The following is a 13,184-nucleotide window of genomic DNA, read 5'->3' as shown; positions in this document are numbered from 1 at the left end:
ATTCTTTTGTAGAATATTAAAATGGTGCCGATGATTTGAAAAAACTGCACGTCACGATTTTGCAAACAACTTAAGAACGCGCTGCATTCTTCACTACTGGTACAAGTTGTCCTTCATAATTAGACAACAATTTGAGCTGTTAATTTAATTCGAAAAGAGGTACCTGTGCATGGAACAAACCAGGTTAATAAAAAAGAAGAAAAAAAGAAAGAAACTTAAAATATTTGTCTTTTTCATAATTTTACTTTTAGTAGGGGCACCTTTAACATATGGCGGCTACTTATTTTTTACAATTAAAAATGCTGCCGGGAAGTCATATACCGAACTAGAACGCGAAAAATCAGAATATAGGATAGAAGATGTAAAACTAGGTAAGGATCCTGTATCGATTCTACTTATCGGTGTAGAGGATTATTTAGAAGACGGTCCTGGCCGCTCGGATGCCTTATTGTTAGTCACACTGAATCCAGAGACCAAAGAAGTGGCAACTTTAAGCATTCCAAGGGATACAAGGACCTACATTAAAACAGAAGGCAAAAAAGATAAAATCAACCATGCCTATGCATTTGGCGGAGTACAAGCAACTATACAAGCCGTCGAAGATTTATTTGAACTTCCTGTTGATTATTATGTCGAAACAAATATTAAAGGCTTTCAGGACATTGTCAATGAACTGGGCGGTATAACGGTTGATGTGCCGTTTGACTTTAAGCAAGTGGGTATGGACGGAAACATGATATACTTCAATCAAGGGGAAGCGAAACTAAACGGACGTGAAGCATTAGCATTTGTACAAATGAGAAAAGAAGATCCGCGCGGTGATTTTGGACGCCAGGAAAGGCAACAGATTGCACTTAGAGCCATTGCAGATAAAGCTCTTTCCATCAGCTCATTGGCCAAAATTGATAATGCCATTGATGCAGTGAGCGACAGCACGAAAACAAACATATCATTAAACGAACTACTCGGACTCAGAAATTTTTACAACGAAATTAAAAATCAAGAGATCAACATACTGCAACTTGAAGGTGAAGACACGAGAATCAACGACGTTTACTATTTTGTTCCCCATACTGAATCGATTAATGAAGTAAGGAATGAATTAAGCCAGATCCTTGAAATAGAAGACAACATAGACAACACCGGAGAAAGCATAAATGAATAAATGAGCAAACGAAAGGCCGCACCGTAAGGATAGGGTTACCCTTTTTGGTGCAGCCTTTTATTTTGGCTCTATAAATGTTGGGGTTTTCAAACAATTTGCCCATAAAAATATACACGCAAACTTCCAATTCTCTTATACTTGAATTGCCTAGAAACAAGAAAAGATTGGAGTTGCGTGCAAATGAATTTTACCATAAAAATAAGAAGTGGAAGATCGTATTGTGCTTCATGTAGAAATGGCTGTCAAGGTACTTAAGTGTCCCAGCTGTGGGGAGAGGACCAAGAAAACTCATGATTATCGGATCCAAAAGATCAAACATTTAAAGTGGTTTGAACGGTTGACGTACCTATTCTACAAAAAGCGCCGTTATGCCTGTTCGTGCGGGAAGCGATTTGCGGAGGACAACCCTTTTGTTCATCGATATCAACGGCTTTCTATCGAATGGAATCGGGCAGTATCCATTCGGATCGTGCAGCCAAGACGTTTAAGGAAACAGCCGAGCAGTTTGGCGTCTCCGTATCGACCATCATGCGCAGGGTTTGATCGTTTGGCCGTAAAGGAAATGACAGAGGTTCAAGAACTGCCCAGGGTGATCGCCATCGATGAGTACAAGGGAGATACAAAGGAAGGAAAATATCAATTGATTATTGCTGACGGGGAGACAAAGGAACCGATTGATATCTTGCCAAACCGAAAAAAGAAGACCATCAAGGATTATCTCCAAAAACATGGAACCAATGTGGAAGTGGTCATTATGGATATGAGCCCTTCTTTTAAAGCAGCTGTCCGAAAGGCGTTGGGGAAGCCAGTTATTGTAGCAGATCGTTTTTATTTTTGCCGTTATATTTATTGGGCTCTTGACGGGGTCAGAAGAAGAATCCGGTCTGATTGGAATGATATACCTGCAGAAATGTAAAAGGATGCGCTATGTGTTTTACAAAGACAGGGCAAAGCTGACCGAAGAGGACCGCTGGTATTTGGACAGGTACCTTGGGATGGACGAAGAACTTCACAGGGCTTACGAGTTGAAAGAGTCCTACTGCTGTTGGTTTAAGCAAGCCAAGGAAAATGGACAGGCTAAGATCCAAGAAACCAAGCAAGGATTAATGGATTTTTATAGGAAGGTAGAACAAGAGGGCATCCCTGAATTTGTGAAGGCTATCCGTACATTCAAGAACTGGCAGACAGAGGTACTAAACAGCTTTTTATTTGGTTACTCAAATGGTTTTTTGGAGGGAATTAATAACCTAACGAAAGTCATGAAGAGGAACGCCTTTGGATTTAGGAACTTCCTAAGGGCAAGAATACTTCTTTTACATAAGTATAAAAAAATTGGAAGTCATGTTGGGTAGGGTGAGATTGCATCTCACTCCACCCCAACATTTGACATAGAACCTTTATTTGTAACCGTTTCAATATAAATGCTTTCCATAGTGCCTACGTTCTTTTCCCAAGCATAATTCTCTAATACAAACTTTCTACCGGCAGCCCCCATCTGTTTGCGCAATGATTGATCATTAACAAGAATAAGGATTTTCTCCGCCAACTGTTCCACATGTTTCGGTTCTACGATAAAACCGGTAACTTCATCTATTACAACTTCCGGCAATCCCCCCACATTTGAGACAACAACAGGAGTTTCACAAGCAGATGCCTCAATTACTGCCACACCAAAGCTTTCACTAAGACTCGGTGCACAAAAAACATCGATGCGGTTCAACCACAATGGTACTTGATCATTTGGAACAGCCCCAACAAATTCAACGTGCTTTTGTATTCCTTTTTTTCCTACCATTTGTTCTAATGCTTCCCTCCCGCTCCCATCACCTACAAACAAAAGCTTAAGGTTTATTGTATTGTTCTCATCATTGTTTCCTATGTCGGTTAAGACCTTCGCAAATGCTTCAATTAAATATTTAGCTCCATAAATAGGCTCCAAAAGTTTTATCATACCGATTGTTATACTGTTATCTAGGCTTTCCTTCTGTTCGTAACGTTTAAATTTTGTCGTATCAACCCCAAATGGGGTTACCCTGATATCAGTTTCCGGTTTTAGGAATTTCTCTGTTTGGATTTTCATACTATAACTCGTTGAAAGGATTTGATCAGCACTCTGTAAATTCCTTTTCAAGGTTTTCTCTTTGAAGCGACTTTGATAAGGAAACTCAAAAACATCGCTCCCCCACACCGACAAGATCATTGGATGAAAGTTGATTAACCGTCCCAAAGTCCCATATCCACTTGCATAGTGAACATGAAATAGATCCGGCTTTATTTTGTTTAACAGCCTTTTCCCTTGCAATGCGTTCAAATAATATCCTACAGGGGCGTGAAACAACAATTTATGAACTTTGATCTTGGGATGCAATGCTTTTATATCAGGTGTATGTATTGTCAATAAATGAACTTCATAATTTTTTTCAGCAAAAGCATTTACCCATTTGATTGTATGAATGGAATTGGCCGGCGCCAAAAAACATATTCTCATGTTTATGTCTCCCTTTAGCTTTCCTTTAAAAAACGATAAAAAAACAATAAATAGTAGGACATGCCTATTATTTATTGTTTTTTTTACTTATATTTTTCAGAGCTTATAATAGTTGTCCATTTTTTCTTGTTTACTCATTGCATTCCTAGTATCAAATATTGCTTTGCTTGACCGGGCTACTAAATCGTAATCAAAGGCACTATGATCCGTCAGAATTAGAGTTAAATCCGCACTTTGGATTGCTTTTTCAGTGAGAAGAACCGTTTCAACTACTTGATGATCAAGTTTAAAACTTGCTACATGTGGGTCAATTGAAATCACTTCGGCCCCTCTTTGCTTCAACATGGAAATGATGGAAAGGGATGGCGATTCTCTTACATCATCAATATCTTTCTTATACGAAACACCAAGAACTGCTACAGTTGAACCCTTTAATGCCTTTCCAAACTCATTTAATATTTCCAAGCATTTATGCACGACAAATTCAGGCATTGAATTATTGATTTCACCCGCTAATTCAATCAATCTTGTATGATAATTGTACTCCCGCGCCTTCCAGGTTAAGTAAAATGGATCGATTGGTATACAATGGCCGCCAAGGCCAGGACCGGGATAAAATGCCATAAAACCATACGGTTTTGTTTTTGCAGCATTAATCACTTCCCAAACATCAATATCCATCTTATCACATAAAATAGCCATTTCATTTGCCAATGCGATATTGATATGCCTGAATGTGTTTTCGAATATTTTTTCCATCTCTGCAACAGCGGGGCTTGAGACTTCATGAACTTCCCCATCCAGTACAGCCCGATAAAGCGCTGAAGCTACTGCTGTACAATTTGAGGTAATCCCTCCAACAACTTTGGGAGTGTTTTTTGTATTATAAAGCTTGTTACCCGGATCGACGCGTTCCGGTGAATAGGCGACAAATACGTTTTCTCCGACGACAAGCCCATTAGCTTCTAAAACCGGGCTAATAATTTCTTCCGTTGTTCCGGGATATGTGGTCGATTCCAGTACAACGAGCATGCCTTCATGTGCATATTTTGCTATTTCCTTGCTTGATTGGCGTACATAAGACGTATCGGGTTGCATATGCCGATCTAACGGTGTTGGAACACAGATGGCTACAGCATCTACTTCCTGAATACGTTGATAATCAGTTGTTGCTTCCAATCTTCCCAACTTCACCATTTTTGACAAATCTTCATCCACGACATCGCCAATATAGTTATGACCTTCATTCACAAGGTTTACTCGACTTTCTTGTATATCAAAGCCAATGACTTTAAAACCAGCCTTCGCTTTTTCAACAGCTAACGGCAATCCTACATAACCAAGTCCAACGACACCAATAATGGCCTCTTTCACTTCAATCTTCTTTAATAAAGTATTTACAATGGTCAAAATTGACCTCCTCCCCTACTCTTAAGAAATTGTTATGTGATTTTATTGAGCAAGCTTATAACTTCCCCAATTAAATAACATACGACGTATGATCAAAAACTTGCCATACGAAATTATAATGCAGAAACTTAGTAAAAGTATCCCCGAAATTCATCATTAAAAAAACTCACAAGCACGAACAACCTTTTAATATTGTGAGATTCACGCTTCATTTACGGAATTCATTATAACACAAAAAAACAAAGGGAAATAGTAGCTTAATCATACGGGAGAGGTAATACATTCTGTCTTATCTATTAATAACAGCCTGTATTGCTTTTTTACAAAATAAGGAAAAACGCTTTATACGCCTTAGAAAAGCTTGACAGTTAATTACTTTGACAACAATTCAACAATTTTTTTAGATGCATCCGCTTCTCCAAAATATGCTTCATAGTTCGGCGAAATTGATTTATATACAGCATCCACGATCTTTTGAGTATCCGTACCAACAATGTTAGCTTCCGATTCCAGTGTCTCGACCCACTCCGTTTGCTCACGCAAAGTAACACAAGGAACTTCCATGAAATATGCTTCTTTTTGAACCCCGCCTGAATGTTACAATTTTCAATTCAAGATTTTCTAATTTCAACATATCTAAATATCCGACTGGTTCAATAATATGCAGATCAGGTATCTTGTTAATATCCAGTCCAAAATAATGAAGCTTCTTTTTTGTACGTGGGTGGACTGGCCAAACTTTTGGCCCTTTTATTTGAGAAAAAGCATCAATAATCCGACTCATTTTTTCAAAATCATCGGTATTCTCAGCTCTATGAATGGTAATTAACTCAACTTTCGCACCAATCAACTAGTGTGTAATCATTGGTAGTCTTAGTACGAAGGCTTGCCAATCATAACCTTGACATCTGCAGTAAGAAATGAAAAAACACCTCATTTTTTGGTACAGTGAGATTGTCTGAGATCACTACCACAGAAGAGGCGTTCCTACTATAATAGATCAAAATAGCCAATATAATCAACTGCCGAATGAACTTAATTTGTTTTTTTCTGAGCTAGAAGTGAAAGGCATTTGCGTCAAGCAGGCATTAAATAATTCTTTGGTTTCAGTTGTTCTTACTTGTTTCAGCTTGTATTCTGCTTAATTTTCCAGCAACCATGTCTTAAATGTTTCAGCTGTTCGATCGGGTAATAAGTCAATGGGATGAGATGTTTGAGCATCGCAAATAATAACCCCATACTTATGTCGCCGTTTGAAAGCAAAATCATCAATACCAACGAAAGGGACTCTCCTTTTTTGGCAGAGGTGTTTTGTAGATAAGACGCAATAAAGAATCATGGCTAACCGGCATACCTAATGTCCGGCACACTTTTTTCTGCCTGCATTGCATGCGTTGAAAATGCAACCTCTCGAAGAGCATTTTCCAGTCGCTGAGTACGTCTGCGATAAGGAGCTATCCAAGGTAGTCGTTCTGTAAATACTTGTCTCTCACATTTGCTATTTTTGCAGAACCATTTATAAGATTTTACATGAATAAAAACTTTACGTTCTTCTATAGGGAGATCTGAAATCTTACGCATATAGGAGCTATGACGATTAAACGAACGCTTGCCGCATGTTGGGCATAGGGCGGAAGACGAGGAAACAAACACAACAAACTCCATTCGATCAGATTCCTCTAATACCGATTCAACCTTAAGAAAGGGATCTAGTCGTTTCAGAACATTTTTCATGAGTATCACGCTCTTTTTCCTTTTGGTTGTTATATTCCCATTTTATTGTCAAATAACACCCATCAAAAGTGCGTAAGAACCCTTTTTTCAAACAGGACAATTTCCCGTAAATGTTCTTTATCCCGGTTTGAAACCGCCTCTCGAAAGCCTTGAATGAAGCAAAATAGGGGCGTAGTTCTGGATATCGTTTAAGAAATCATCAACGAACGCCTTGTCTTTTTCTTTTGTAGAATACCTCCATTGCCATAAAGCTCGACGAATTTCATTTCTTGTGTAATAGCTTGATGGCTGAAGTGTTTGTCCCTCTGTTTTCGTTTTCTGCGAATTTCGGTAACTAGCACTCGTACAGAACTATAGGGACCTTTATATCCCTGTTCGGTAATGGTATTGTAAATTTCCTGAACAGTACGTCCATTTTTTTCTAAGGTGAAAACCATGAAATTAGATTTCTATACGAAAAAATTAACGACAGAGTCATTCCTAAAATTACTGCTTTTTTCTCAGCTACATGAAGTAGAAAGTCTTCATACGCTAAGTGATTGTCTTTTCGATGATCATTTTCAAAAAGAGATTGACCTTGATTCGATCAGTATTTCGTAGCTGTCACGCCGATTAAATGGCATGAATCCAGATCTATTTCAAAGGCTTTTCCTTGACTTAGTCCCACAAATTCATGCCAAAAATCACTATACAAAACTTGTAATGTCGTTAAAAATCATAGATTCAAGCACATTGCCACTGAATTTAACTAACCATAGGTGGGAAAAGTTCCGCAAAACAAAAGCCGGCGTGAAACTGCATCTACGCCTTGTATTTATGGAAAAAGGAACTTCCTATCCCGAAAAAGCCGTCATATCAATGCCAAAGAACACGAACGTGGTCAGCTTGAAGACATGGTGGATGACAAGGAATGCATGTATGTGTTTTGTATTTGTTGATAATTGAGCCTAAAGTTAAAAAGTCGAATATAGTTACAATATGAACAGTTAACAGGAGGTCAGATGAAATGAATACGAAACTAATGCTAGATCACATTGTTACACAGTTAAGAATGCCTACAATTGGAAGATAGTATCGTTCTCTCGCAAGAGAAGCTGAAGAACGAAATATAAGTTATGAAGGATACTTATTAGCGTTACTAGAAACAGAACTACAAGCAAGAGAAGAAAATCAAAAACAAAGTTGGCTCAAACAGGCCACATAGACATTAATACTTATGATTTTAGCCTAGTGCCAAGTCTGAATAAAAATCGCTTTATCACTTTAGCGAAAGGAAAGTTTGTAGAAAAGAAAGAGAAACTCATTTTTCTTGGAAATAGTGGCACAGGAAAAACATATCTGTCCATAGCTTTGGGGATAGAAATGGTTTATCACTGCTTCTGCACTGGTAAAGGAATTACTAATGGTTAATGAAGAAATAGGCTTGAGCATTTGAGAAAAAGTGGCTCAAATTTGATTTGAGCATCGTAGATAAACTAGGTTACGTCCCTCTCTCTAAAACAGGAGCAGGGTTATTGTTCCAATCTTTTCAAGTAGATATGAAAGCGCGAGCGTGATTATCACGACCAATCTAGCATTCTCTGAATGGACGAACGTTTTTGGAAATGATAAGGTGACAGCTGCATTACTCGATCGATTGACACATCAATCACATATTCACTTACTAAACGGAGAATCGTACCGTTTCCGTCAAAGTATGGAGCATCAGGCAAACGAAGAAAGGTAACATTATCGGCGGGGTGTTTGGGATTCTTTCCCCGGGGCAAGAATCCCAAACATCCAAAATCAAGTGTTCATCGCACTGATTGTTTTTTGCCTACATGTTCTCGAACAAATAGAAACAGGAAGCAAACGAAAAACCTTACAAATCAGCCGTTATCTACGGGCTGCTTTGTGGAAGCCAGCGCATATTTGGCTTCGAAAAATTGAAGGAAAAGGCGTTCCCTGATAAGTAAGTTGTCATCGCTCTTAAAGTCTAATTATAAATAAATCTCAAATGGATGGAACCACCTGTAGTTAGGTATTTACTTTTTTGGCTCTTAACAGGGAAAACAAATAAGCGGAAAATCCCATCAAATTTTATGCAACACTAGTGCTTCCTTGCTATTAAAATATTTGACTTGGATAATTACCTTGCTTGGGTACTATGCCTCCGAAAAAAGTTTTTTTATTTTGGATAAATCTGCATACACTTTAGCAGCCCTTGCATACCAAGAATGATTTTTAAAAGCGGTTTGTAGAATATTATTTTTATACTCAATATAATTATTTTTTTGGATAATGTTTAAAATAGATTGAGCAAGCTCATCAGCCGAATCTTTTATAACTAAGCCATATCCGCCTTCCCTTACGATCCTTGTTTGCGCGCTACAATCTGTTACGATTAGCGGCAACCCAAAAGAGAGGTATTCAAACAATTTTACGGGCACTGCAAAGTCATGATATGAATTTTTTTGTATCGGAACTATTCCGATATGAGCTTTTTTGAACACTTGTATTAAACTTTCTCCTGATAAGTGCTCAATTGTAACCCAATCATTTTCAGCCTTTTCTTTTAGAAATGTATTTTGTTCATATTCAGCTTTTCTACATATTACATACAAATGAACATGCTTTTTCTTTTTTTGTAATAATATTTCCATTGCGTCAATTAAAGTCTTTATTCCATATCTTTTACTTATCCCGCCTATATATATTAAGTTCACTCTGTCATTTATCTTTGGATTACTTAGATTCTTCATTTTATCAATCCCAGGTGGAAGTTCTTCAATATTTCCATCCCAACCTACATATTCATTCATCTCTAATGAGGGGAGATATAAAACATCAACAATTTTGTGGAACTGTCTTAATTCCTTTTGATAGATAGCGCGCATCACGGGCGTTAATAACTTCTTAGCTCCTTCTAGCGTATACAATTCTTTAAATTTCCAATAAATATCCCGATAAAATAATCCGATGGGAACATTGTTTCTTTTCAAGAATTTCCAAAATCGAATATCACTAAAAGGATGTCTAGGAACATGGTCTTCATCGGTTAACCAATAGGGCATTGTACTATTTTCCATATAGCAAAACAATGTTTTTTTTATTTTCTCAGAATTAATAAATTCCTTTATTTCCCTTTTCCTTTGTTTGCTTTCTCCTGAAATAACGATTATTTCAATCCCATAATTATTACCCAGTAACTTAAAAGCCTCAACCATTTTATGAGGTCTAACACTAGAACCGGTTTTTGGATTGTCACTTAGCTTATATGGAAAATATACAATAATATTTTTCATCCAACTTCACCTTTTACTTGTTTAAATTTCAAAAAGAAGGCTTTATGCATAGTTATAAAACACTTTTTTATTTTACAAGCCTTAAGATTTTTGGTTCATGTAAACCTCGGAGTAATACTTATGAATTTCTTGTTTGAAGCGGCTTAGAATGAGTATACCTACAAAAAGGAAGAACAATAAGATCCAGTAAGAATTAAATATAAAGTCAGTAAAGCCCCCCACCAATACCCGAGGAATATTTACTGTAAAATATACAAATAAACTAATGAGTATAGGGTTTTTAGGCAGACGAATAAAAGAAATATATATTATCTGTACGAATAGACCTATATATAGTGTACCTAAAACAATACCAGCATAACCAAAGTTTGCAAAAGCTTCTCCAGCGAATATGGTATTCAATACTCCTGCTATCCCTGCTTCTACTTTTTCTGGATAATATACTTCCATAACTAGCCTTGCAGATCTTACATGCTCAATATCATACAAATTTAAAATGATATTTGGCAGGCTCTTTCCCATTAACGGATCAATTTTATCACCAAATAATTCAAGGTGTAAAAAAAATGGAGAGATCTGGGATAATATCATACGCCCTATTGGCCCCGTATTATAAGATAATAAATTGAGTAGCGACATATTTCCAATGACCTTATACATGACTAATAAAAAAGAGAAACCGAAAACACCAATTACAGATATCCACCTGAAATTTAAAGTAAGTTTCCCAATATATATGTTAACCAAAATAAACATTAATACATAGAAAAAGATCGGAGCCTTCTGCAAGTCATACACACTTACAAATATCGACATGCCAAATAACATTAAAAACAACAGCCACCAAGGAAGGCTTTTGGTTTTTATAGCATAAATGTAAGCAATTAAAGATAAAACTGGCGGAAGACCAAGTGCAAAGATATTCCTAAATACTATATTTCCTTCAAACCCTCTTCCAGCATTAATTCTCAATTCATCTAAGTTTGAAGCGCCTCTAAATAGTTCAACAATCGGTATTTTATCTAGTATAAATATCATATAAACAACTGCTAAAAAACAAATTAAAGATAGAGTAGTCATCAAAATAAATATATCTCTATCCTTTTTCGCGCTTAATGATACTTTTTTCTTTAGATAATTATGAAATTCTCCATGCGCATTAAAGCCAAACAACCGTGTTACCAAAAGCATTGTTAACGGCATGAAAATCATAATATAACAAATCCAATAAAAGCCTATTTCCCGATAATCATCATTATGGAGCCTTGTTAACATATAATGTTCATCTATATTTAACACTATAAACAATGCTCCAATAAAGCTGGTCACCAGAAGTGAATAGTAAAATATTATTGAGATTAAATTTGGCTTTAAAATTGACAATGATCCAGATACAATTTTAAAAAGATATATGGAAATAAATAATGTGATAATCCAGATTGCTACATAAAACAATATTCTCCACTCACTTTTTATCAAAGATGGCCTTCCAAATTCCTGTTAAATATATGGATCCAAGTAGCAAAAACCATGGTACTACATGTAATATGGCATTAAGTTGAGGATTATTATACAAAAAGGTAATCATCCCTATACTTATTAGTGTTGCCAAATACACGATAATCATTTTGCCAGGCTTAACAGGAATATAGTATACTTCTTGGCTCTTTTTAAATATGATGACATTTACAAAGAGATAAGAAATGATTAAGGCAGCTACCGCTCCCCAAATGGAGAACAAGGGAATTAAAACGATGTTCAGAATTACACTGATAACTGCTGAAATCCCAACATATTTTGATATAGCCCCTGTCTTTTCCTTAAGGAAAAGACCTACAGAAATAATCAGGTAGTAAAAGCTAAGAAATGAACTCATACTTAGAAATGCGATGTAGTTTCTTGCTTCTATATATTCGGGATTAATCATCATCATTTTTAAAATAAGTGGGCTCAACTGAGCAACCATGGTAATCCCCAGCATACCTATTATAAAAATAATGTAAAAAATACCAGCATATATACGGTCAGCATCTGGCTTTTCTCTAATAGACATAGAATAGGGCCGCCACGCCATTTGTACACTAGATGTAAGTAAAGTAATCACCATGCCTATCTTCATAGCGATACCATATATACCTACACTATCCAACGATTCAAATTTTGTTAAAAAAATCCGATTAGAGAATGTAATAACCCAGAAAGCTAATGAAGCAGGAACTAAAGGTGCTCCGTAAACCAAGAGCTTTTTTAGCAAATCTTTCTCAATTTTTATTCTTAGTAATTTTGATAACGTACTAAATAAGGCTATTGATATTAGGATTAAACTGTAAAACCTTGCCCAAAATATTGCATCTACATTATACGAAAAATATTTCAATAGCAAAAAAGAAATGACTGCTACAGCCCCTAATTGCAAAACTGTATAAATCACTACTTTCAGGCTTTTAAATTGGAATCTGAAATAAGTAAGAATCACAGTGGTTATTGCCTCAAAAACGAGTATGATTCCTGTTAGATAAAAAAGTTTCTCGTATCCTGACATCCCCAATAACAAAAAAGAGAGAGGCTTTGCAAAAAGCAGGAATACAATTAAAAAAAGAGAGGCCAGGTACAATCTGAAACTTAAAACAGTCTGAACATACCTCTCCTTCAATTCTTTATTATCGGTACTGTAAAAAAAATAGGCTAAGGCACTGTCCGTTCCAAAAATAATAACAAATGTTAATATAGAGGAAATGGCGTCAATATTTTCCATTATCCCCATTTCTCCCGGACTCAAATAATGTGTATATACAGGGAGCATTAAAAATGCTATAAGTTTCGTCCCTACATTCATTAAAGCGAAAAGGAGAGAGTCCCCCCCAAGCCTCTTAATTTGCTTAAACAAAGATAACCTCTCCTACATCTCAATGCATTTATTAATATCAAATACTTTTTTTGGGCTTTTGGTTTACTTCATTCCATTTCTATATTAAACATTAGCTTTTACAGTCACTAAGTAAATCATAGTCAAATTATTATGGTCGGTAAGCAATAAAACAATTTTTGCTTCTTCTATAAGATCCTTAATCGTTTCGACCCTAGCTGGAATGAAAAGTCAAAT

14 protein-coding genes and 2 pseudogenes are annotated in these 13,184 nt (G+C 36.3%); 7 read left to right on the top strand and 9 right to left on the bottom strand.

Going from position 1 to position 13,184, the window contains the following annotated elements; translation table 11 throughout:
• Positions 1–169: 169 nt before the first annotated feature.
• From JOC94_RS09245 to JOC94_RS23180, 3 genes are all read left to right on the top strand, one after another.
• Positions 170–1,165 (top strand): LCP family protein, encoded by a 996-nt coding sequence (locus JOC94_RS09245; protein WP_205179219.1) that lies wholly within the window; start codon positions 170–172, stop codon positions 1,163–1,165.
• Positions 1,166–1,385: 220 nt separating this feature from the next.
• On the top strand, positions 1,386–2,081 hold the full coding sequence (locus JOC94_RS23185; protein WP_328799789.1) for an ISL3 family transposase: 696 nt from the start codon (positions 1,386–1,388) through the stop codon (positions 2,079–2,081).
• A gap of 13 nt (positions 2,082–2,094) precedes the next feature.
• Positions 2,095–2,517 (top strand): transposase, encoded by a 423-nt coding sequence (locus tag JOC94_RS23180; RefSeq protein WP_328799788.1) that lies wholly within the window; start codon positions 2,095–2,097, stop codon positions 2,515–2,517.
• Positions 2,518–2,531: 14 nt separating this feature from the next.
• Here JOC94_RS23180 and JOC94_RS09235 read toward each other — a convergent pair whose 3' ends face one another.
• From JOC94_RS09235 to JOC94_RS09215, 6 genes are all read right to left on the bottom strand, one after another.
• A complete protein-coding gene (locus JOC94_RS09235) occupies positions 2,532–3,653 on the bottom strand; it encodes a glycosyltransferase (protein ID WP_205179217.1) in 1,122 nt (373 codons plus the stop codon).
• 96 nt (positions 3,654–3,749) lie between these two features.
• Complete coding sequence (locus tag JOC94_RS09230) at positions 3,750–5,063, bottom strand: nucleotide sugar dehydrogenase (RefSeq protein ID WP_205179216.1); 1,314 nt, start codon at positions 5,061–5,063, stop codon at positions 3,750–3,752.
• A 372-nt stretch (positions 5,064–5,435) separates the two neighbouring features.
• Positions 5,436–5,627 (bottom strand): UDP-N-acetylglucosamine 2-epimerase, encoded by a 192-nt coding sequence (locus JOC94_RS23175; RefSeq protein ID WP_268920967.1) that lies wholly within the window; start codon positions 5,625–5,627, stop codon positions 5,436–5,438.
• Entirely contained in the window at positions 5,599–5,847 is a 249-nt protein-coding gene (locus tag JOC94_RS23170) for a hypothetical protein (protein WP_268920973.1), read from the bottom strand. The genes JOC94_RS23175 and JOC94_RS23170 overlap by 29 nt, the downstream gene beginning before the upstream one ends.
• 357 nt (positions 5,848–6,204) lie before the next feature.
• Positions 6,205–6,402: a transposase gene (locus tag JOC94_RS23525; protein WP_205179215.1), complete on the bottom strand. Its 198-nt coding sequence runs from the start codon at positions 6,400–6,402 to the stop codon at positions 6,205–6,207.
• 2 nt (positions 6,403–6,404) lie between these two features.
• A complete protein-coding gene (locus JOC94_RS09215; protein ID WP_205179211.1) occupies positions 6,405–6,797 on the bottom strand; it encodes a transposase family protein in 393 nt (130 codons plus the stop codon).
• A gap of 414 nt (positions 6,798–7,211) precedes the next feature.
• Between JOC94_RS09215 and JOC94_RS09210 the strand changes: the two are divergent.
• The 4 genes and pseudogenes from JOC94_RS09210 to JOC94_RS09200 all read left to right on the top strand — a co-directional run.
• A pseudogene (locus tag JOC94_RS09210) lies at positions 7,212–7,723 on the top strand (DUF4372 domain-containing protein); the annotation flags it as partial.
• Between the two features lie 256 nt (positions 7,724–7,979).
• Positions 7,980–8,207, top strand: coding sequence for an ATP-binding protein (locus tag JOC94_RS22900; protein WP_236017045.1), 228 nt, complete (start codon positions 7,980–7,982; stop codon positions 8,205–8,207).
• Between the two features lie 103 nt (positions 8,208–8,310).
• On the top strand, positions 8,311–8,523 hold the full coding sequence (locus tag JOC94_RS23520) for an ATP-binding protein (protein WP_408021912.1): 213 nt from the start codon (positions 8,311–8,313) through the stop codon (positions 8,521–8,523).
• A gap of 51 nt (positions 8,524–8,574) precedes the next feature.
• A pseudogene (locus JOC94_RS09200) lies at positions 8,575–8,745 on the top strand (IS4 family transposase); the annotation flags it as partial.
• Between the two features lie 196 nt (positions 8,746–8,941).
• Here the strand turns inward: JOC94_RS09200 and JOC94_RS09195 are convergent.
• The 3 genes from JOC94_RS09195 to JOC94_RS09185 all read right to left on the bottom strand — a co-directional run bounded on the left by JOC94_RS09195 (position 8,942) and on the right by JOC94_RS09185 (position 12,968).
• Entirely contained in the window at positions 8,942–10,081 is a 1,140-nt protein-coding gene (locus tag JOC94_RS09195) for a glycosyltransferase (protein ID WP_205179209.1), read from the bottom strand.
• A gap of 81 nt (positions 10,082–10,162) precedes the next feature.
• On the bottom strand, positions 10,163–11,536 hold the full coding sequence (locus JOC94_RS09190; RefSeq protein WP_205179236.1) for an O-antigen polymerase: 1,374 nt from the start codon (positions 11,534–11,536) through the stop codon (positions 10,163–10,165).
• Positions 11,537–11,546: 10 nt separating this feature from the next.
• Positions 11,547–12,968, bottom strand: a complete 1,422-nt coding sequence (locus JOC94_RS09185) for a lipopolysaccharide biosynthesis protein (RefSeq protein WP_205179207.1) — start codon at positions 12,966–12,968, stop codon at positions 11,547–11,549.
• Between the last annotated feature and the right edge of the window lie 216 nt (positions 12,969–13,184).

The sequence above is a fragment of the Siminovitchia thermophila genome, from assembly GCF_016909185.1.
Taxonomy (GTDB): domain Bacteria; phylum Bacillota; class Bacilli; order Bacillales; family Bacillaceae_C; genus Siminovitchia; species Siminovitchia thermophila.
The sequence above is the reverse complement of the archived record's forward strand: the minus strand, read 5'-3'. Positions and strand labels throughout refer to the sequence as shown.